This window comes from Neisseria sp. LACPHL-SPEC-2024-00856 (assembly GCF_047915665.1).
GTDB lineage: Bacteria > Pseudomonadota > Gammaproteobacteria > Burkholderiales > Neisseriaceae > Neisseria > Neisseria polysaccharea.
Window position 1 is genome coordinate 1 of sequence record NZ_JBLRPR010000011.1, and the last position, 20641, is coordinate 20641.

Sequence of the window (20641 nt, forward strand, 5' to 3'; positions counted from 1 at the left end):
AGCGACACAGCCGGGGCGAACACCGAGGCAATCTACACTTCAGACGGCATTACCGCCAACTCTACCCAACTCGAACAGCTCAAAAAACTGTTTCCCGCCTGTTTTGACGCAGACGGAAATTTCCTTATCGACAGATTACAAGCCGAAATCGCGCAGCAAACCGACATCAGCCGCGAGTTTTATGCAATGAACTGGCTGGGCAAATCCTATGCCCGCCTGCTTCGCAACCTGCCACCCGAAACCCTGATAAGTGAAGACAAAACGCACAACGCCAAGCCTGAAAATGCAGGCAGCCAAAACCTGCTGATTCGCGGCGATAATCTGGAAGTGTTGAAACACTTAAAAAACGCCTACACAAACAGCGTGAAGATGATTTACATCGACCCGCCCTACAACACCGGATCGGACGGCTTTGCCTATCAGGACGACCGCAAATTCACACCCGCCGAACTTGCCCGCCTGGCGAATATTGATGAAGACGAAGCCGCGCGGATTTTAGATTTCACCGACAAAGGCTCAAACTCGCACAGCGCGTGGCTGACCTTTATGTATCCGCGCCTGTATATCGCCCGCGAACTGTTGCGCGAAGATGGCGTGATTTTTATCTCGATTGACGATAACGAAGCGGCGCAGTTGAAGTTGTTGTGTGATGAAGTGTTTGGGGAAGGGAATTTTGTTGGGCAGATTTGCTGGCAGAAGAAAACCGGGGCTTCAGATGCTAAAGGTATTGCAACAATTACTGAATTTGTTTTGGCATATATGAAATCAGAATCTGCTTTATTTGAATTTACCAGAAATACTGAATCATTCGATTTAAATAGATATAAATATCAAGATAACTACTTTGAAGAACGTGGTGCATTTTATTATGACAATTTAGACCGTGGCACATTAGGATATATAGAATCTTTGGACTATCCAGTTAAAACTCCAGATGGGTCATTAATCTATCCAAATGGTCGTAGCAAACAATTCAATGATGGCTGGCGTTGGAAATGGAGTAAAACCAAAGTAGAAAACGGTTTAAAAAATGGATTTATTGAAGTTAGAAAAAACCAAAAAACAGGAAAATGGGGTGTTTATTATAAGATTTATCATCTGGTTGATAATGATGGAAATAAAATTGAACGTTCATCACCACATAAAAGTTTAATACAAGGAATTTTAAATACTCATGCTACAAATGAAGCAAAGGAAATTTTTGGGATTTCAGGACTATTTACAAATCCCAAACCCGTAGAGCTAGTTTCACGATTAATTTCATTTATAAATTTTGAAGACGACCTCATCCTAGACTTCTTCGCAGGCAGCGGCACGACCGCCCACGCCGTGATGCAGCTTAACGCCGAAGAACAAAACGGCAGCCGCCGCTATATCTGCGTGCAGCTTCCTGAAAAAACCGACGAAAAATCCGAAGCCCATAAAGCAGGCTACCCGACCATCTTCGACATCACCAAAGCCCGCATAGAAAAAGCCGCCGCCAAAATCCGCGCCGAGCATCCCGATTACACGGGCGATTTGGGCTTCAAAATCTTTCAAACGGCAGACAATTTCAGACAGCATCCGGACAAGGATTTTTCGCCTGACCAACCGGATTTGCCGCTTAACGATGAATTAAGCGAAGAACAGCTGCAAACGCTTCTGACCACCTGGACGCTGTATGACGGGGCGGCACTGACCACGCCGGTTGAGCCTGTGCGGTTGGGCAGTTATACGGCGTATCTGTGCGAAAAACGGCTGTATCTGATGAATGCCGGTTTTACTTCCGCCGATTTGTTGGCGTTTATCCGCAAGCTGGACGACGATGCGGATTTCAATCCCAACCGCGTGATTGTATTCGGCAGCAATATGGCAAGCGCCATGCAGCACGAACTTGACCAGGCGGTTCGCGGTTATACCAATAAAAAAGAAATTGAGTTAAACGTGATTATCAGGGTTTGACGGAGAAAGTTTATGAGTGGTTTTAATTACGAGAAAAACCAGCCGCACCAAATGCGGGCGGTTTCGGCGGTTTTGGGCGTGTTTGACGGGGCAACGCCCAAATATCGGACGGCAGACGAAAATCCCGAACTTTTGTTTGCTGCAAAACAATACGCAAACAATATCCTGAAAGTGCAAAGCCAAAACGGCATAGGCGGCCGATTCCCCGACCGTTCGGACGACCAAAATATCCTTGATATTTCTATGGAAACGGGCACGGGCAAAACCTATACCTACACACAAACCATGTTCGAGCTGCACCGTTGGCTGGGCGTGTTCAAATTTATTGTGGTCGTGCCGACTTTGTCCATTAAGGCGGGAACGCGGCAGTTTTTGCAAAGCAAGGCTTTGGCAGAGCATTTTGAACAGGATTTCGGCGGCGATTATGAAGGCGTGCGCCTGAAAACCTATGTGGTGGAAAGCGCGAAAAAGAATAAGGGCAAAAAGTCCAATGCGCCCATAACGATCGAGCAATTTGTCAAAGCGGAAAACAAAAAGGAAATCCATGTGCTGCTGATTAATGCGGGCATGGTTAATTCGCCGTCCATGACCGATACGGGCGACAAGGCATTGAAGGATTTGTTTGACAATCCCGTTGATGCATTGGCCGCCGTGCGCCCGTTTGTGATTGTGGACGAACCGCATAAATTCCCGACCCGGGAGAGCGCGAAAACGTGGGGCAATATCAAACGCTTAAAACCGCAATATATTTTACGCTACGGTGCGACATTTAACGATGAATATTACAACCTGCTTTACCGTTTGACGGCGGTAGGCGCGTTTAACGACGGGCTGGTCAAAGGCGTGCGCGTGTTTCAGGAAGAAATGCAGGGCGGCATGGATGCGGCGGTAAAACTAGTGTCGTCGGACGGCAAAGAAGCGAAATTTGAATTAAACGAAAAGGACAAAAAGCAGACGTTCAAACTGGCAAAAGGCGAAGATTTGGCGAAAATCCATCCTGCTGTTTCGGATTTGAAAATCGACAAAATGAATAAAACCGTGGTGGTGTTAAGCAACGGCTTGGAGTTGAAAACGGGTGCCGTCATCAACCCTTATTCCTATTCGCAAACGGTGCAGGATGCGATGATGCAGAGGGCGGTTGCCGAACATTTCAAGCTGGAACGCGCACTTTTGGCAGAACGTGCGCCACAGCCCAAAATCAAGCCGTTGACACTGTTTTTTATTGACGATATTGCGGGCTACCGCAGCGGCAACGAGCTTTCAGGCAGCCTGAAAGATAAATTTGAAAGCTGGATCCGTGCGGAAGCGGCACGCCGCCTGGAAACGGAAAGCGACCCGTTTTACCGCGATTACCTGCAAAAGACGTTGGACGATGTATCTGCCTGCCACGGCGGCTATTTTTCCAAAGACAATACAGACAGCGACGATAGAATCGAGCAGGAAATCAATGAAATTCTGCACGATAAGGAAAAACTGTTGTCTTTGGACAACCCGCGCCGCTTTATTTTTTCCAAATGGACGCTGCGCGAAGGCTGGGACAATCCCAACGTTTTCCAGATTTGCAAACTGCGTTCCAGCGGCAGCACGACTTCCAAGCTGCAAGAAGTCGGACGCGGCCTGCGCCTGCCGGTAAACGAGCTGATGGCGCGGGTGCGCGATGTGCCGTACAAACTGAATTATTTTGTCGATAGCAGCGAAAAAGACTTTGTGAAGCAGCTTGTCGGCGAAATCAACGATAATTCTTTTCAGGAAGAAATCTCAAAAAAGTTTACCGAAGAGCTGAAACAAAAAATATTGCAAAAATACCCCGATATCAAACCGCTGGGATTGTTAAACAAACTGTTTTTAGATGGCATCATTGACGACAATGAAAACTTTACCGAAGACGGCTATGACAAATTAAAAGCCGCCTATCCCGAAGCCTTCCCCAAAGGTTTGGACAAAGGCAAAGTCAGCAACGCCAAAGACGAAGGCAAAGACACCATCATCATGCGCGAAGGCAAATATGAAGAACTCAAAGCCTTGTGGGAGCTGATTCACCATAAAGCCGTTTTGCAGTACAAAATCAAAGATGAAGCCGAATTTGTCGATTTATTTACTGCCTATTTGCGTGAAAACGCCGCCAAATTCCCACAGGCAGGCATACGCACGGCGGTAAACGAAACTTATATCAACAACGGGCTCATGCTTTCCCGCCGCATAGACAGTATTGAAGATGAAGATTTTATCCGTTTCGACACAATGACTTACCGAGAGTTTCTGGAAAAACTGGCACAAACGGCAAAAATCCGCATGCAGACTTTGCATCAGGCGTTTTACCGCGTCCGCAACGAACTGAACATTGGCGATTTTTTGAATATGCAGACCATCGCCCAAATCAAAAACGGCTTCAACCGGTTTTTGCTTCATCATTCCTTCCATAAATTCGAACTGGATTACCAGCTTGTCGGCAGCAAAATCCATCCGACCAAATTTACCGATAAAGACGGCAAACCGCGCGCGGTGAAAAAAGCAGATTTGGGCAGATTTGAAGATACGGAGCACCGGCCTGCCGCCGGCTATCTCTTCGACGAGATTTTCTACGATTCGGATATAGAACATGAAAATGTCGCCAACAACCAAATTGAAGGCGTAACCGTATTCACCAAAATACCGAGAAACTCCATCAAAATCCCCGTTGCCGGCGGCGGCACGTATTCGCCCGATTTTGCCTATATCGTGAAAACCAAAAGCGGCGAGATCCTGAACTTTGTGATTGAAGCCAAAGGGACTGACGGGGCGGAAGATTTGCGAAAAAGCGAAGAGCGGAAAATCAAACATGCCGAAAAGCTGTTTGCCGAGATTTCCAAAGAAATCAAGGTGGTGTTCAAAACGCAGTTTGACGGCGAGAGGATAGCCGAACTGATCGGGCAAAATATGCCCGCAGGCGGGCATTCTGAAAACGGACACTGAGAAACAAATGTTTGGGAGCCGTCTGCTTCGGGATTTTAAAATGCCGTCTGAAACGCCAAACGGGCTTCAGACGGCATTTTTGACGGCGGAGGTTTATGCGCCACAGGTTTTCGGCTTGTTCGCCAGAATATTGATGACTTTGCGTTCGGCTTTTTGCGGCTCGATTTTGATTTCGCTTTCGTCTTCTTCGCTGCCGTCTGAAAAACGTTCGGGCATTTTTTCGCTGTCAAACGCCAAATCGCCGCCGTGCTTCAGGCTTTGACCGCGTTCCAATCCGACAAAGTCAAAGAGTTCGGTATCGGCAAGGTGGGAAGGGACGACGTTTTGCAGGGCGGAGAACATCGATTCGATACGGCCGGGGAAGCGTTTGTCCCAATCGCGCAGCATATCGCCGATGACTTGGCGTTGCAGGTTGGGTTGCGAGCCGCAGAGGTTGCACGGGATGATGGGGAACTGTTTCAATTCGGCGTATTTGATTAAGTCTTTTTCTTTCACATAAGCCAAGGGGCGGATGACGATGTGTTCGCCGTTGTCGCTCACCAGCTTGGGCGGCATGGCTTTGAGTTTGCCGCCGTAAAACATGTTTAAAAACATGGTGGCGAGGATGTCGTCGCGGTGATGTCCCAAGGCGATTTTGGTGCAGCCCAATTCTTTTGCGGTGCGGTAGAGGATGCCGCGCCGCAGGCGGCTGCACAGCGAACAAGTCGTTTTTCCTTCGTCCAACACGCGTTTGACGGTGGAATAAGTGTCTTCTTCGACGATTTTGTACGGCACGCCTATGCTTTCGAGATAGGTCGGTAATACTTCTTCGGGGAAGCCCGGCTGCTTTTGGTCGAGATTGACGGCGACCAGTTGGAAATCAATCGGCGCGCTGGCTTGGAGCCGGCGCAGAATGTCTAGGAGGGCGTAGCTGTCTTTGCCGCCGGAGAGGCAGACCATGATTTTGTCGCCCGGCTCGATCATGTTGAAATCGTTAATCGCGTCGCCGACGGCGTGGCGCAGGCGTTTGCTGAGTTTGTTGTTTTCGAGTTCTTGTTTGGTTTTTTTGGACATAACGGTTTGGGTTTGAAAATTAGAAAGGCGGCATTGTAACCGATTGACGGGGCGGCAATGCCGTCTGAAGGGCTTCAGACGGCATCGGCGGCTTATTCTGCATTTTCGGTTTTAAAGAAGAGATGAACCGCTTTGAAGATACTGCCGTTTGGGGCGGTGAGTTCTTTTTGTGCGGCGGAGAATTTAATCACGGCAAGGGCGGTAAAGTTTTCCGAATCTTGAACGCTGTCGAGTACGATGCCGGCCTCTTCGCCGTCTGCCGTCAGCAGGGTTCCTGCTTCGACGGCCGAATTTCCCGACAATACCGCCAAGCCGCGTTTGACCTGCCCCCGATACTGGGCACGGGCAATGATTTCCTGTCCCGGATAGCAGCCTTTTTTGAAGTGTACGCCGCCGATGATGTGCTGGTTGAGCATTTGGGCGACGGCGGTTTCTTTGGTAGCCGCGCATATCCACGGATAACCGCTGCGGATTTCGTGCAGCCGCCACGCGTTTTCGGCGGCGGCATCATAAGGCGGCAAGGCGTTTTTGGGGGCGATGTGCAAAATGCCCCGATGTGGCAGGACGACGGTGCAGATGCCGTCTGAAACGCATTCGGCGGTAAAGACGAGACTGGGTTCTTGCGCGGCAAGCGGTTCGGCGGATGCTTCCAATTCCGCGTCGACGGCGTAATCTTCAAGGATTTCAAAAACGACTTTGGCACGCAACACAAACATCCGCAGGCGTTTGACGGTTGTTTCAAGCAGGTCTTGCGCCATAATCAGCAGCAAATCGCCGCCTCGGTTGACGACAATCATATTGGCGATGACGCGGCCTTTGGGCGTGTTGTAAGTCGCATAACACGCCTGCCCGGTCTGAAGATTATTGATGTCGTTGGAAAGCTGTCCGTGCAGGAAGGTTTGGCGGTCTTCGCCGCTGACGCGCGCCACGCCGAAAAAGGGCAGTAAGGTTTTCATCATTTGCCTACTCTGAAATATAAGGAAATCTGTTTATGCGGTTGCCGCATCTTTCTTCACGGCGGTTATTTTGATTTCGACACGCCACTCCGGACGGGCGAGCCGCGCTTCCACACAGGCGCGGGCGGGCGTTCTGCCGGCGGCAACCCAAGCGTCCCACACGCCGTTCATTTCCGCGTAGTCGTCCATATCGCGCAGATAGATGACCGCATCCAAAACGTGTGCCTTATCCGAGCCGCATTCCGCCAGCCAGCGGTCGGTTTGGACAAGCACGTCGGCAGTCTGTTCGGCAGCCGTTTCACCATTTTCGGGAACCATACCGGAGAAGAAAATCAAACCGCCGGCGCAAACCGCTTCGGAATAGCGGGGCGTAGTGCCGAAATATCGAATATCCATCACGTCGTCCTTTCACAAAGGGGATATATGGTAACATTGCATTTGGGCGATTTCTATGTTTTGCGTAACGAAAAATGAGTAAACCTAGCTATCCGGTCACGCCGGCAGTACGCGTTTTGCGTGAAAACGGCATCGAATTTGAACCTTTTACCTATCCTTATGAGGAACACGGCGGCACGGCGCAGTTTGCCCGACTGTTCGGCAAAGACGAACACTTGATCATTAAAACCATTGTTTTGCAAGATGAAAACCGTAAGGGGCTGATTGTCTTGATGCACGGCGACAAACAGATTTCAACCCGCAATCTGGCACGGCATTTGGGTGCGAAACACATCGAACCCGCCACGCCCGCACAGGCAAACAAGTGGACGGGCTATCTGGTCGGCGGCACAACGCCGTTCGGCATCCGGACAAAATTGGATATTTACGTCGAACAGTCGGTGATGGATTTGGAAACCATCTATATCAACGGTGGAAAACGCGGGTTCATTATCGGCATCCGCCCCGATGATTTAAATATTTTGAACCCGGAAATAATACAGGCAGCGGTTTGACGGAGAAGCATAAGGAGCAATATGGACAAAGATTTGTATGCCGTATTGGGTGTGTCGCCGCAGGCGGGGGCGGACGAAATCAAACGCGCCTACCGCAAGCTGGCGATGAAATACCATCCCGACCGCAATCCGGGCAATCCGCAGGCGGAAGAAAAGTTCAAAGAAATCCAACAGGCTTACGATACGCTTTCCGACTTGTCGAAACGGACGCAATACGACGCATCCTTCAGACGGCATGAGCAGGAAGAGGCATTCCGCCGCGAACAGGCGCGCAGGGAGCAGTTTTACCGCGAACAGGCGTTCAGACAGGAGTTTGAACGGCAGGCTTCACGTTCGCGCCATACTTACGGAGCTTCCGGCAGCGGAAGCGGTCAAAACTATATCCTTGCCGCCTACATCCTGTTCGGTTTGGGTGCAATCATGCAGTTTATGCCCATAGTCGGCGTGATTCTCGCCTATATGAAACGGAACAGTTTGGACAGCATGGTCTATGCCGCGCATACGGAATACCTGATCAAAACCTTTTGGCGCACATTATGGCTTTATATTTTGGGCGCGCTGACTGCCCGTTTCGGCATCGGCGTGCCGATTATTATTGCGGCAACCGTCTGGTATTTCTACCGCATCATCGCCGGCTTTATCCGCTTCAACGCCGGCAGGGCGGTTGTTCCCGAGAAATGGATATAGTATGGCTTACCTGTTAATCAGCATCGTGTTCAGCGTGTCGGTTTCCATTTTGCTGAAAATGGCAAGGAAGAAAAAAATCGACATCGCACAGGCGGTCGCCGTCAATTATGTGGTCGCGGTCATACTGACCATCCCGGTATTGAAGCCGGATGTCGGCAATATCGGCGCATTTTTGCCGACGTGGTGGCTGTTTGCCGCTTTGGGCGTGTTGTTGCCGTCCGTATTCGTGATAATGGGTAAATCCGTAGAAGCCGCAGGTATCGTCAAATCCGACGCGGCGCAGCGTTTGTCGTTGTTTTTACCGATTGTTGCCGCTTTGACGCTGTTTGGCGAAAAACTCAGCGAAGGCAAACTGATCGGGCTGTGCCTCGCATTTGCCGCGCTGTTCTGCCTGCTTTGGAAACACGGCGGCGGCAAAAAATCAGGCAGCGCGTGGCGGCAGGCGGCATTGCTGCTGGGCGTGTGGGCGGGTTACGGCATTATCGACATCCTGTTCAAACAGCTCGCCAAAAGCGGCACGGCATTTGCGGGCAACCTGCTGATTGCCTTTGTTTTGGCCGGCGTTTTGATGTTTGCCTACCTGTTTGCCCGTTCAGTCAAGTGGCGTATCGAAAGCATAGCGGGCGGCATACTCTTGGGCGGTTTGAATTTTATGAATATCGTTACTTATATTACCGCCCACCAAATGATGAAGGACAATCCCACACTGGTTTTTGCCGGTATGAATATCGGCGTGATTGTTTTGGGGACGCTTTCGGGCGCACTGTTTTTTAAGGAAAAAATCAACACAATCAATACGGCGGGAATCGTGTTGGCACTGTGTTCCATCGCCTGCCTGTTTTATTGGGCAGAGGTCAAGACATTGTTCGGCATATAATCCGGCTGATTGATATAACAAAATGCCGTCTGAAACAGGAAAATGCTGCTTCAGACGGCATTTGTCCGTAATGTTTACAGATGAGGATTCATCAGGTTCTCGGGGGAGAGGATGCGGTTGAGTTCTTCTTCGCTCAACAGACCGCGCTCCAGTACGACCTCGCGCACGCCTTTGCCGGTTTGGGCACAGATTTTGCCGACCAAGTCGCCGTTGTGGTGTCCGATATACGGGTTCAGATAAGTTACCAGACCGATGGAGTTGAAAACGTAACGTTCGCAGATTTCGCGGTTGACCGTAATGCCTTTGACGCATTTTTCAGACAGGTTGAGCGCGGCATTGCCCAAGAGGGAAATCGTTTCAAACATACATTGGGCGATGACCGGCTCCATCACGTTTAATTGCAGCTGACCTGCTTCGGCGGCGAAAGTAATGGCGGTGTCGTTGCCGATGACTTTGAAGCAGACTTGGTTGACGACTTCGGGAATCACGGGATTGACTTTGGCGGGCATAATGGAAGAACCGGCCTGCAATTCGGGCAGGTTGATTTCTTTCAAACCGGCGCGCGGGCCGGAAGAGAGCAGGCGCAAGTCGTTGCAGATTTTAGAGAGTTTGACGGCTGTGCGTTTCAATGCGCCGTGTACCATCACATATGCGCCGCAGTCGGAGGTCGCTTCGATTAGGTTTTCAGTCAGTTTGCAAGGCAGGCCGCTGACTTCGGAGAGTTTTTTGACCACCAGTTCGGCGTAGCCTTTAGGCGTATTCACGCCCGTACCGATTGCCGTTGCGCCCAAATTGACTTCTAAAAGCAGTTGGCGCGTGCGGTCGAGGTTGAGGATTTCCTCTTCCAACAACACTTGGAAAGATTGGAATTCTTGTCCTGCCGTCATCGGCACGGCATCTTGAAGCTGGGTGCGCCCCATTTTCAAAACGTCTTTAAATTCTTCGGCTTTGGCGGCAAAGGCGTTTTTCAATATGGTTAGTTTTTCCAGTAGTTCGCCGATGCTGTAATACACGGCAAGGCGGAAGCCCGTGGGATAGGCGTCGTTGGTGGATTGGCTGGCGTTGACGTGATCCATCGGATTGACGATGTCGTAGCGGCCTTTTTCGTATCCCAAGGCTTCTAATGCAAGGTTGGCGATGACTTCGTTGGTGTTCATATTGACCGAAGTACCTGCGCCGCCCTGATACACGTCGGACGGGAATTGGTCGAGGCAGCGGCCTTTGAGCAACACTTCGTCGCAGGCCTTTTCAATGGCGGCGGCGATTTCGGGCTTGACCGCGCCCAACTCACCGTTTGCCTGTGCCGTCGCCTTTTTCACCATCACCATACTGCGGACAAACTGCGGCACGTCGGAAATTTTTTGTGTGGAGATTTTAAAGTTTTCAATGGCGCGCAGAGTGTGGATGCCCCAATACACTTCGGCGGGAATCTCGCGGTCGCCCAATAAATCGTGTTCGATACGGACAGTCATGTTTTTACCTTTGTAAGTCGGATAATTAATATTGAAAAAATGCGCCATCGGAAAGATGCCGCAGCAGGACGAACACTATACCAGTTGGGCGGCGTTGTCTATGGTGTTTTCAAGAACAATGCCGTCTGAACGCCGAAATACCGCGTCTTAAGGATGCTGCTCCGGCAGGTCTGCCAGCGTTTTCCGCGCCAGCGTCGCACCGAGGTTATGGCGGTGCAGCCCCAAAACCATGCCCGTCCACACACCGCGTCCGCTCGGGCCGGTCAGCAGCGCAACGCCTCCGGTCAGCCATTGGTAGAGGGAATGCGGAAGCACATGGACGGAATATGCCGCATCATGCCTGCCGCGATAACGGACACGCCCAAACGCACCATAAACAACCAGTTCCTTATCATCGATATAAACCGATTTGCACGTCGTCAGCGCATACCACCAACGCTCCATGCGCCACATCCAAAACACGGAAAAACCCGCCGTCAAGACGCTGTAAACCGAATCGGATACGGGAGGAACACCCCATTCGAGCAACTGGTTTCCGCCGCCTATCCAAAGCAGCAGACCGAAAAACAGCGCAAGCAGCGGCTGAAACAACCTGCCGCGCAGAACGGAATGCCGGAACAGCACCCCTTCGCCCGCAACAGAAACCCCGAACGGCAAATCACGTTTTAAGGTTCTGATGTATTCGGAAAGGTTGGTCGGATTGGGATGTGGTGCAGCCATATCGGTTTTCGGTTTGCAGCATGTCGAACAATGCCGTTTGAAGGGATACACCTTTTGAGTCCTTACAGGCTTAGGAAGAGGGTAAAACATACCGCAAAACATACCACAAAAAAACGGTAACGGATAGTTGTAAACGGTTGATGACGATTATAGACAATAACAGGTTTTCCCAATGAAATTATTGTTTGAATAATAAAAAATCCCAAACTGTAAAAGTTTGGGATTTGTATTTGGCAGAGATGAAGGAATACCAAAACAACATTCAGGCGTGGGCGGCGGTAGAGTTTGGAATCATTTGGGAGTTTTGATGTATAGAACCGTTGAAGAGGCATTGCGCGAAGTCTATAAAATACGCGGCGTGAGGATGGAGCCGCTGAATAATACGGCCAAGGTGTGCGCCTGGTGCGAGAGTAAAGGCGTTACCGGCGGCGGCGATTTGACGCAGGCGGAAACGCACGCAAACGCGGCGATGATTATCAGCAAAATCGAGCGCGTGTTGAACCGCTACGAGCTGGCGGCGGTAGAGTGCAAATACAGTGCCGATTTGAGCGGAATCGTTGATATTACCGCCTATATCGAAGAACAGAACAAGGGCGTGAACCTGTTGATATGCGACGCGATTTTATCCAACCTGTTTACAGGGCTTCCCAAAAAAAACGCCATTATGGACAAATACGACATATCAAACGGTTATTTGTACCGGCAGCGTGAAAAAATAAAGAAGGTGGCAGCGGCATTGGAGACAACGGCCATATTGAAATTGCAGGACGAGTTTGAATCATACCGCATTATTGACAAAGCGGAGGAAAATGTTACAATTATGCTATAGTTTGGAAATAGCTATGTAAACCGCCTTTTTTTGGCGGTTTTTGCGTTTTCAGACGGCCTGAATTTCAGGTTGGAGGGTTCTCCGGCCGGTTTCAGGTTTTTATGGGCGTTTGCCGTTTGAAGGTGTTCGGCAAAGGCTGTCGGGGCGTGGTTTCACGCTGAGGGGAGAGGATTGCGGACGCTCCCATCCAATAGAGGGTCGCGCCTCAGTTTCCTAATGTCGTGGTTCTAGCCCCGCGCCTGATTGGTGCGGGGATTTTTTCCGGAGGTTCGATATGAGCGGTAAGAAACGCCCCATCGGGCGTCCGACAACATACAATCAAGAAACGGCAGATAAAATCTGCGAACTGATCGCCCGTGGCATGAGCTTACGGGCGATTTGCGCATCTGCGGATATGCCGGCGGGCGGAACGGTGCACCGCTGGTTGGCGGAGCATCAGGATTTTCAGGAGCAATACGCGCGTGCGCGCGAAGAGCAGGCAGACGGCTTCGCCGACGAGATTATCGATATTGCCGATTCCGTCGCTCCTGAATCAGGTGAAGTGGCGAAAGCCAAGCTGCAAATCGACGCCCGCAAATGGAAGGCCGCCAAGCTTGCACCGAAGAAGTACGGCGAGAAGCTGGAACTGGATGCCGATATGCGCGTGAAGGTAGAGACGCGGTCGCTGGAAGATATTTTCAAATAAACCTATGGCCAATCCGTATTTCAAGCCGCTTATCCGCAAGGCGCGTTACAAGGTGCTGTACGGCGGGCGCGGCAGCGGGAAATCGTATTTTTTGGCGGAATTGGCAGTGGAAGTGTCGCGCCGCATCGGCACGGTCATTCTGTGCGCCCGCGAGTTTCAAGGCTCACTCGATGATTCGGTGTACCAGCTGTTGATTGAGACCATCGAACGCTTGGGTTATGCGGATGAGTTCGACATTCTGAAATCCACCATCACCCATAAAGGCACGGGCGCGAAGTTCGTGTTTTACGGCATCAAGAACAACGTAACCAAAATCAAATCGATTCAGGGCGTCGGCGTGTGCTGGGTGGAAGAAGCCGAAGCGGTAACGAAAAATTCATGGGATGTGCTGATACCGTCCATCCGTGGCGACAAGAACGCGGAAATATGGGTGAGTTTCAACCCGAAAAACATTTTGGACGATACCTATCAGCGGTTTATCGTCCATCCGCCCCAAGACAGTATTGTCTTGAAAGCCAATTACGACATCAATCCGCATTTTGCCGACACGCCGCTACTGGCCGATATGCTCGAGTGCAAAGAGCGGGACGAAGACCTTTACCGCCATATTTGGCTGGGCGAGCCGGTGGCCGACAGCGAACTGGCGATTATCAAACCAAGCTGGATTGAAGCCGCCATTGATGCGCACGAGAAACTGGGCTTTCAGGCCGCAGGCCGCCGCATCCTCGGTTTTGACGTGGCGGACGAAGGCGACGATGCCAACGCCACCGTATTGCGGCACGGTTCGGTCGTCACCGATATGCGGCAATGGCGCGGGCAGGATGTGATTTATTCCGCCGACAAGGTTTACCTGTACGCCCAAGAGCAGAATGTTGACCGCATCGTGTACGACAACATCGGCGTGGGCGCGGGTGTGAAGGCGCAGTTCCGGCGCAAGAACGGCAAGGTGCAGACGCTTGGCTTCAATGCGGGCGGCGCGGTGTACAAGCCCGATGCCAAGTACACCGACGACAAGAAAAACCGCGATATGTTCGCCAACATCAAGGCGCAGGCCTGGTGGATGGTGCGCGACCGCTTCTACAAGACGTGGCGCGCCGTGCATCACGGGGATAGTTATCCCGAAGACCAACTTGTCAGCCTTTCAAGCAGCCTGCACGAATTGGAATACCTGACTGCCGAATTGAGCCGCCCGCAAGTGGATTACGACCAAAACGGGCGCGTAAAGGCAGAGAGCAAGAAAGACATGAAAAAGCGCGGCATTCCCAGTCCCAACCGCGCCGACGCGCTGGTTATGGCATTCGCCCCCGTACAGGGCGGGCTGAACATCAACCCCAAGATATTGAGCGGACTATGAGCAAAAAGAAAAAACACACAGACAAAGCCATGCGCCGCGCCCTGCAAAGGCTGCCTGAAAAGCAGCCCGCATCATACAGCTTGGATTTCCCGGCACTGCCGGACGGCGTGAAGCCGAACGGCATAGCGATGGACGGCAGCCCCTTGGGAAACTTCGGGGCCGATTGTTTTTTCGGCACAGGCTTTATCGGCTATCCGCGTTTGGCCGAGTTGGCGCAGATTTCCGAATACCGCAGCGTGAGCGAAACCACCGCCAACGAAATGACCCGCCAATGGATAGAAATCAAATCCGTAGGCGAAGAAGACAACAGCGAGACCATCAAACAGATTGAAGAATGCTGCGAACGCCTGAACGTGCGCGACGTGTTCCGCAAGGCTGTCGAAACAGACGGCCTGTTCGGGCGCGGCCAGATACTGGTGCAAATCAAAGACCACGACGGCAAACTCGCCAATCCGCTGCTGCTGACGGAGAAAACCATTGCCAAAGGCAGCCTGAAAGCCTTGGTAAACATCGAGCCGATGTGGACGACCCCCGCGCCGTACAACGCCGTCGATCCGACACTGCCCGACTTTTACAAGCCGAAGGCTTGGTATGTGATGGCGCAGGAAATCCATGCCAGCCGACTGTTCACCCTGATTTCCCGCCCCGTGCCGGATATGCTCAAGCCCGCCTACAACTTCGGCGGCGTGAGTATGACCCAGCTTATGATGCCCTATGTGGAACGCTGGCTGCGTACCGTGGATTCCGTCAGCGACCTGCTGCACAGCTTCTCCCTGTCCGGCATCAAAACCGATATGAGCGCGATATTGGGCGGCAGCGACGACGGCGACACCAACATCATACTGCGCGCCGAACTGTACAACCGTTTGCGCGACAATCGCGGCCTGATGCTGTTGAGCAAAGACGAAGAAGAGTTTTTCCAGTTCAACACCCCGCTGTCCGGCTTGGACGCGCTGCTTGCCCAATCCCAAGAGCAAATGGCCGCGCCCAGCCATACGCCGCTGGTGAAGCTGCTCGGCATCACGCCCAGCGGCCTGAATGCCAGCACCGAAGGCGAGATTGCCGTTTACTACGACCACATCCGCGCCATGCAGGAAAACCTGCTGCGCGACCCGCTGGACAAGCTGCTCAAACTGGTGCAACTGCACCTGTTCGGCAAAGTGGACGACAACATCACGTTCGACTTTGTGCCCTTGCGGCAGATGAGCGAAACCGAGCTTTCCACCATCCGCAAATCCGACACCGACCGCGATGTTGCCTACATTCAGGCGGGCGTGGTATCGGCGGAGGAAGTACGCGGACGGCTGGCGGGCGAGCCGGGCAGCGGCTACAACGGCATCGACGTGGAAGATGTGCCCGAAATGCCCGATGACGGCTTTTCAGACGGCCTGAACGACGGCGAAGGGGAAGAAGGCGGAGACTCCGCCGACCCAAAGCCTGAACCAGCCCAAGATGCAGAGTGGGATGAAAGCAAACATCCGCGTGCGCAGAACGGGCGGTTTGGGGGAGGGAGCGGGGAAAAGCAGACCAAAAAACCGTCAAAGGGGGAAACAGACTTGGGCAGTCTGTTCCAAACGGCAATATCCAACAGCGGCGGCAATGCCGTTTATTCGGATTTTGCCGTTATTGATGGGAAAACAGCAGGGATTGTCAAAGCTGAAACAGGTATCGATATTTCAGGTTGGAGACACAGTATCGGTGAAGCTGACATACGTCATATCCTGAAAAAACATGGCAACGAAAAAACGGAAAACAGCCGTGGGCAGCGTGCCGTTACTCGACAGGATATAGAAAAGCTGCCTGAAATATTGAGCGATTTTGACAATATGCAGTACAGTGGGACAAATGAATTTGGAAACGAAACGTTTCTAGTCAAAAAACGGATAGATGATGAAATTTACTGCGCCCAAGAAGTCTGGACAGGCAGGAAAAAGATGGTTGTGAAGAGTATGTGGGTTAAGAAGGCGAGGAAAAAGCCATGAAACACGCAGTGCCTGACTCCCGGCTTTCGCCTGCGTCCGCTAAACGTCCGATAACGTCCTGCGCCCCTTGTTCATGGCTTAATCCCATTATATAGCCGCCATTAAAAAAAGCAACAGGATAATGAAAGACAGTCATAAGCATTACGACCACTTCATTTTGAAAGACCAATAGAAAATCCCTTATGCAGTGTAGCTCTGGGTCGGATACCCGGGTGGGCAAGTACGGCTCCCAGCCTTTACATAAGGGACTGTCTGTATTGTATTTCCACCCGCCCCGAAAATCAAGGCTACCTGAAAGAGTGATGAGCATGAAAACAGCGGCATTTGCTTCAGGCCAGCACCTTGACGCTTTCTGAGTACGCCACCTCTTTGCCTGTACAAATACCGCTTGATTCCATTGTATGCCTGCCAACCGCCGAAAGCAAGCCATGAAGTTATCCGCCCCGTCCGATAAAGACATCGTCCTCAAGCCGATACAGCCCAACCTCGGCGTAGAAGCCGCCTACCGCAAAAGCCTGAAAAAGCTGTTGCGTGAAATGCGCGCCGACGTGCAGGGCCTGCTTGAACGGCACTACCCGAAAGGCATCGCCCAAGACGGCTTGTCCGACGGCTTGCAGGCTGCTTTGTCCGCCCTGTTGCGTTATTGGGCGGCACGGTTGGACAAGCTTGCCCCGCAAATTGCCGAGATATTCGCCAATCAAAGCGCGAACCATACAGAGAGAGCCTTTCAGACGGCATTGCGGGAGGCGGGCTTTACCGTCCGTTTCCGTACCGCAGCGCGGCAGCAAACCGCCTTGCAGGCCGTATTGGGCGGCAACGTCTCGCTGATACGCTCCATCGGCCGGCAATACCTGAACCGCGTGGAAGAAAGCGTATGGCGCAGTGTGAATGCAGGTTACGATATGGCGCAACTGACCCGCGAACTGCGCAAGGATTACGGCATCAGCGAACGCCGCGCCGCCTTTATCGCGCGAGACCAGACCAATAAGGCAAAAGCCGCCATCGAAAAGGCGCGGCGGCAGGAATTGGGCATTACCGAAGCCATATGGATGCACTCCCACGCAGGCAAAGAACCGCGCCCGAGCCACGTTGCCGCCGACGGCAAACGGTTTGACGTGAACAAAGGTATGTATCTGGACGGCAAATGGGTACAGCCCGGGGAAGAAATCAATTGCCGCTGCACCAGCCGCAGCGTGATTAAAGGATTTAATGCTTGAATACGCAACAGAGAGCCATTTTGAGCAAAGCCCGCCGATTGTCGGCGATGGATGCCGAGTGGGACGAATCCAAACATCCCCGCGCCGAAAACGGGCAGTTCGGACAGAAAGGCAGCCTGAAAGACGGGAAAGTGAATTTCCCAGAATTGTCGGGCAGCGAAATTGAAGCCTTGGCGAAAACACCGATTGCCGTTACATCGGAGATGGGGCAGGGAGCGAGGAAGTCCGCCGTTAAGGAATGGTTGAGGTCAAACTTGCAGGGAAAGTCCGTTACCGCATCCGATGGCAACAGGATTTACTTTACGCGGAACGATACGGTTTCCCATATTTCGTTCAATTCGCAGCGTTCGCACCTGATTGCCCAATGTGTCCCCCATTTGGCGGCTGTGTTTGCCGAAGGGGAGGCGGTAGGTTTCCAAGAAAGCAGCCATGATCGGAAAGATAAGAGCATCATCGGCTTCCAAGTGTACAGGAAACAGATTACCTTGGCGGACGGCTACCAAGTCCGCATAGAAGCCCATGCGGCAAAGCGCGAAGAAGGTTATTTGGAATTTGCCGCCTACACATTGAAAAAAGCCCCGGCATCAGACGGCTACTCTTCCACGGACATTGCTGAAAACAGCACCCGGATACCAGATTCGCCGCCCGATGCAAGGGCTGGGGTAAAGGATAACCGCTCCGGCGCAGACAACAGCGCATCATACGCTGCCCGGCACGTGGAATATGGGTTGTCCAGTGCCGATAATCATACCCCCGCCCAAAACCAAATGCAAGGCTGCGAATATGCCGCTTATGCACATAAGAAGATTGATTCAAAATCGAAAAAAGTAGGAAACGCGCCTGCAAGCATTGAAACCGCAAAAGACAGCGACCAAGCGGCGGGTTTTGTTTCCTACGCAGATAATCGTACTCCATCGGAAAAAGGCAGTCAAAACCTCCACGCGGACGATGCTGCGAACAGCATCCGGAAACTGGAATTTGGTTCAACCGCCTTTAAGGTCAATCCTACTCCGGCCGCCGATTCGGCGCAAGAAGAATATGAACTTTTCCGCATTATGAAGATAACCGACCAAAACGGGTGCGATGTAACAGAAACCTATGCCGAAGGCTGCCTTTCCCTCCGTCCGGAACAGGAAAATAAATTCTACACGATAGAAGCAGTTGAGCTAAACGAAAAATCCCCTGCGGCTCAATGGGTTGACTCGACTGTTCAAGCTGATGGGCTTGACCCGACTTCAATCCGCTCCGTAGGGGATATATTGAGTTTAGCAAAAACCGTAGAGCAAAACAATATGATAACAAGGGACAACAATTCCATCGCCCAAGACACCGCCCGTTCTTACGACAAGGACGGGCGTTTGCATGTGGCGGTGTCCAACATCAGCAAGGCAACGGTAAACCCCTACTACGGCAGCGAAATCCCCAACTACCAACAACTGGGGCTTGAGCCGAAAAAGGTTTACTACCTGCTGCGAGACCCCGAAGAGCTGAAAAAGGCCGCGCCGACCTTCAACAACCTGCCGCTGTTGAACAAGCACATTCCGGTATCGGCGGACGAACCGCAGAAAGAAGTGATTGCGGGCACGACCGGCAGCGATACCGTGTTTGAAGACGGCTACCTGAAATGTTCGCTGGCCGTGTGGGACGCGGAGGCGATTGCCGGCATCGAGAGCGGCGAGCAGGTGGAGCTGTCCAGCGCGTACCACTACACCGCCGATATGGCCGCAGGCGAATTTGAAGGCAGGCATTACGACGGCGTGATGCGCGATATTGTCGGAAACCATGTAGCCCTTGTCGATGTGGGTCGGGCGGGGCGTGATGTTGTCGTAAGCGATGCAGACCCATTCAACAAGAAGGAAAACACCATGAAACTGAAAGCAGGCGCGAAAGCGCGTATTCAGGCAGCCGTGCAGCCCCTGTTGGCGCAGGATGCCGAATTGAGCCCCGACGAACTGTTGCAGGTCATCGGCTCGCTCACCAACGAAGTGCGGACGGCACAAGACGACGGCAAAGAGTTGCCGCCCGAAAACGTCGAGAATGTCGGCACGGACGGAGACGATTCGGAGGACGGCGAAAACAACTCCGCCCCCGCCGAAGACGAAGAGCCGGAAAAAACCGCCGAAGACGAAGCGCCGGAAGCTCCCGAAGGCGGCGCACCCAAACCCGCGCAAGATGCCGCCATTTCCAAAATGGCGATGGATGCGGCGATTCAAGAAGCCGTGGCTGCGGAGCGCAAACGCGCACAAGCCTTGGCGGCGGCACAACGCGAAGTGGCGCATATTGTCGGCGATGTGGCGATGGACAATGCGGCGGACGTGTACAAGTTCGCGCTGGAACAGAGCGGCATTGACGTAACCGGCGTGCATCCTTCCGCCTACCGCGCTATGGTCGGTATGTTGGGCAAACCCAAACAGCCGATGGCGCAAGATGCGGCCAAAACCGCCGAACAGTTCCCCGGTTTGTCACGAATCAGAAAGGCTTAAACTATGTCATTCCAAAAAGCAGTCCAACCTTACCAAGCCCCCGCCGTTGCGGGGGATTTTGCCGCCCACAACCCGAACGCTTCCATGCTGGCTGGCGAAGGCGCGCTCGTCAGCGGCACGGACGGCGTAACCGTCGGCGTGTTTGCCTGGGCGGATGCAGACGGCAAAGTGTCCAACAAGAAAACCGCCGGCTCGCGCATCGGCTTTGTCCACCGCGAACAGCAGGCAAGCATCACTGCCTATCTGGCGGAACACGGCAACCAAATCCTGCCCGGTCAAATCATCACGCTGGCGGTAGCAGGCGACTTTTGGGCGCATTTCCCCGCCGGTGCGGAAATCGGTCAGAACGTGTTTGCCAAAGACGCCGACGGCACATTGAAAGCATCTGCCGCCGAAACCGAAACCGACCACACCCTGACCCGCTTCAAAGTGGCTTCCCAAGCCGCAGCGGGCGAACTGGCCAAAATCACCACATGGGAGTAA

The 20641-nt window shown here is 52.4% G+C and carries 18 protein-coding genes; 13 read left to right on the plus strand and 5 right to left on the minus strand.

The genetic code is table 11. From position 1 onward, the window contains the following. Positions 1-30: 30 nt before the first annotated feature. Positions 31-1941 carry a site-specific DNA-methyltransferase gene (locus tag ACNAU7_RS09065; protein ID WP_416302052.1) on the plus strand — a complete coding sequence of 637 codons (1911 nt, stop codon included), beginning with the start codon at positions 31-33 and terminating at the stop codon, positions 1939-1941. A 12-nt stretch (positions 1942-1953) separates the two neighbouring features. After that, on the plus strand, positions 1954-4893 hold the full coding sequence (locus tag ACNAU7_RS09070) for a type III restriction-modification system endonuclease (RefSeq protein ID WP_416302020.1): 2940 nt from the start codon (positions 1954-1956) through the stop codon (positions 4891-4893). Between the two features lie 93 nt (positions 4894-4986). On the opposite strand, the gene ttcA is transcribed toward ACNAU7_RS09070, so the two are convergent. The 3 genes from ttcA to ACNAU7_RS09085 all read right to left on the minus strand — a co-directional run bounded on the left by ttcA (position 4987) and on the right by ACNAU7_RS09085 (position 7298). Next, complete coding sequence (ttcA, locus tag ACNAU7_RS09075) at positions 4987-5946, minus strand: tRNA 2-thiocytidine(32) synthetase TtcA (RefSeq protein WP_160340278.1); 960 nt, start codon at positions 5944-5946, stop codon at positions 4987-4989. A 92-nt stretch (positions 5947-6038) separates the two neighbouring features. Then, a complete protein-coding gene (locus ACNAU7_RS09080) occupies positions 6039-6902 on the minus strand; it encodes a YgfZ/GcvT domain-containing protein (protein WP_416302053.1) in 864 nt (287 codons plus the stop codon). 33 nt (positions 6903-6935) lie between these two features. Continuing rightward, positions 6936-7298 (minus strand): RidA family protein, encoded by a 363-nt coding sequence (locus tag ACNAU7_RS09085; RefSeq protein WP_416302021.1) that lies wholly within the window; start codon positions 7296-7298, stop codon positions 6936-6938. Between the two features lie 74 nt (positions 7299-7372). Between ACNAU7_RS09085 and ybaK the strand changes: the two genes are divergently transcribed. Genes ybaK through ACNAU7_RS09100 form a run of 3 tightly spaced genes read left to right on the plus strand, consistent with a single transcriptional unit; the run spans position 7373 to position 9416 of the window. Next, positions 7373-7852, plus strand: coding sequence for a Cys-tRNA(Pro) deacylase (gene ybaK, locus ACNAU7_RS09090; protein WP_416302022.1), 480 nt, complete (start codon positions 7373-7375; stop codon positions 7850-7852). Positions 7853-7873: 21 nt separating this feature from the next. Continuing rightward, positions 7874-8539 carry a DnaJ domain-containing protein gene (locus tag ACNAU7_RS09095; RefSeq protein ID WP_416302023.1) on the plus strand — a complete coding sequence of 222 codons (666 nt, stop codon included), beginning with the start codon at positions 7874-7876 and terminating at the stop codon, positions 8537-8539. Between the two features lies 1 nt (position 8540). Further along, complete coding sequence (locus ACNAU7_RS09100; protein ID WP_416302024.1) at positions 8541-9416, plus strand: EamA/RhaT family transporter; 876 nt, start codon at positions 8541-8543, stop codon at positions 9414-9416. A gap of 74 nt (positions 9417-9490) precedes the next feature. On the opposite strand, the gene aspA is transcribed toward ACNAU7_RS09100, so the two are convergent. Both aspA and ACNAU7_RS09110 read right to left on the minus strand, forming a co-directional pair. Continuing rightward, entirely contained in the window at positions 9491-10888 is a 1398-nt protein-coding gene (gene aspA, locus ACNAU7_RS09105) for an aspartate ammonia-lyase (RefSeq protein WP_416302025.1), read from the minus strand. 147 nt (positions 10889-11035) lie between these two features. Further along, positions 11036-11608, minus strand: coding sequence for a hypothetical protein (locus ACNAU7_RS09110; RefSeq protein ID WP_416302026.1), 573 nt, complete (start codon positions 11606-11608; stop codon positions 11036-11038). A 185-nt stretch (positions 11609-11793) separates the two neighbouring features. On the opposite strand from ACNAU7_RS09110, the gene ACNAU7_RS09115 reads away from it, so the two are divergent. The 8 genes from ACNAU7_RS09115 to ACNAU7_RS09150 all read left to right on the plus strand — a co-directional run bounded on the left by ACNAU7_RS09115 (position 11794) and on the right by ACNAU7_RS09150 (position 20641). Continuing rightward, on the plus strand, positions 11794-11916 hold the full coding sequence (locus ACNAU7_RS09115) for a hypothetical protein (protein ID WP_416302027.1): 123 nt from the start codon (positions 11794-11796) through the stop codon (positions 11914-11916). Continuing rightward, entirely contained in the window at positions 11916-12437 is a 522-nt protein-coding gene (locus tag ACNAU7_RS09120; protein ID WP_416302028.1) for a hypothetical protein, read from the plus strand. Before ACNAU7_RS09115 ends, ACNAU7_RS09120 begins: the two co-directional genes overlap by 1 nt. Positions 12438-12711: 274 nt before the next feature. Beyond that, the gene (locus ACNAU7_RS09125) at positions 12712-13122 is read left to right on the plus strand and encodes a hypothetical protein (protein ID WP_416302029.1); all 411 of its coding nucleotides are present in this window, start codon (positions 12712-12714) and stop codon (positions 13120-13122) included. Positions 13123-13126: 4 nt separating this feature from the next. After that, entirely contained in the window at positions 13127-14476 is a 1350-nt protein-coding gene (locus ACNAU7_RS09130) for a PBSX family phage terminase large subunit (protein ID WP_416302030.1), read from the plus strand. Continuing rightward, positions 14473-16458, plus strand: a complete 1986-nt coding sequence (locus ACNAU7_RS09135; RefSeq protein WP_416302031.1) for an anti-CBASS protein Acb1 family protein — start codon at positions 14473-14475, stop codon at positions 16456-16458. Before ACNAU7_RS09130 ends, ACNAU7_RS09135 begins: the two co-directional genes overlap by 4 nt. 428 nt (positions 16459-16886) lie before the next feature. Next, positions 16887-17675 carry a phage minor head protein gene (locus ACNAU7_RS09140; protein WP_416302032.1) on the plus strand — a complete coding sequence of 263 codons (789 nt, stop codon included), beginning with the start codon at positions 16887-16889 and terminating at the stop codon, positions 17673-17675. After that, positions 17672-20158, plus strand: a complete 2487-nt coding sequence (locus tag ACNAU7_RS09145) for a DUF2213 domain-containing protein (RefSeq protein ID WP_416302033.1) — start codon at positions 17672-17674, stop codon at positions 20156-20158. The genes ACNAU7_RS09140 and ACNAU7_RS09145 overlap by 4 nt, the downstream gene beginning before the upstream one ends. A gap of 3 nt (positions 20159-20161) precedes the next feature. Continuing rightward, complete coding sequence (locus ACNAU7_RS09150) at positions 20162-20641, plus strand: hypothetical protein (RefSeq protein ID WP_416302034.1); 480 nt, start codon at positions 20162-20164, stop codon at positions 20639-20641.

Bases quoted from the DNA above. Each gene is read 5' to 3' on its own strand.
- ACNAU7_RS09070 (WP_416302020.1), top strand. From the start codon at position 1,954: ATGAGTGGTTTTAATTACGAGAAAAACCAGCCGCACCAAATGCGGGCG.
- ttcA (WP_160340278.1), bottom strand. From the start codon at position 5,946: ATGTCCAAAAAAACCAAACAAGAACTCGAAAACAACAAACTCAGCAAA.
- ACNAU7_RS09080 (WP_416302053.1), bottom strand. From the start codon at position 6,902: ATGAAAACCTTACTGCCCTTTTTCGGCGTGGCGCGCGTCAGCGGCGAA.
- ACNAU7_RS09085 (WP_416302021.1), bottom strand. From the start codon at position 7,298: ATGGATATTCGATATTTCGGCACTACGCCCCGCTATTCCGAAGCGGTT.
- ybaK (WP_416302022.1), top strand. From the start codon at position 7,373: ATGAGTAAACCTAGCTATCCGGTCACGCCGGCAGTACGCGTTTTGCGT.
- ACNAU7_RS09095 (WP_416302023.1), top strand. From the start codon at position 7,874: ATGGACAAAGATTTGTATGCCGTATTGGGTGTGTCGCCGCAGGCGGGG.
- ACNAU7_RS09100 (WP_416302024.1), top strand. From the start codon at position 8,541: ATGGCTTACCTGTTAATCAGCATCGTGTTCAGCGTGTCGGTTTCCATT.
- aspA (WP_416302025.1), bottom strand. From the start codon at position 10,888: ATGACTGTCCGTATCGAACACGATTTATTGGGCGACCGCGAGATTCCC.
- ACNAU7_RS09110 (WP_416302026.1), bottom strand. From the start codon at position 11,608: ATGGCTGCACCACATCCCAATCCGACCAACCTTTCCGAATACATCAGA.
- ACNAU7_RS09120 (WP_416302028.1), top strand. From the start codon at position 11,916: ATGTATAGAACCGTTGAAGAGGCATTGCGCGAAGTCTATAAAATACGC.
- ACNAU7_RS09125 (WP_416302029.1), top strand. From the start codon at position 12,712: ATGAGCGGTAAGAAACGCCCCATCGGGCGTCCGACAACATACAATCAA.
- ACNAU7_RS09130 (WP_416302030.1), top strand. From the start codon at position 13,127: ATGGCCAATCCGTATTTCAAGCCGCTTATCCGCAAGGCGCGTTACAAG.
- ACNAU7_RS09135 (WP_416302031.1), top strand. From the start codon at position 14,473: ATGAGCAAAAAGAAAAAACACACAGACAAAGCCATGCGCCGCGCCCTG.
- ACNAU7_RS09140 (WP_416302032.1), top strand. From the start codon at position 16,887: ATGAAGTTATCCGCCCCGTCCGATAAAGACATCGTCCTCAAGCCGATA.
- ACNAU7_RS09150 (WP_416302034.1), top strand. From the start codon at position 20,162: ATGTCATTCCAAAAAGCAGTCCAACCTTACCAAGCCCCCGCCGTTGCG.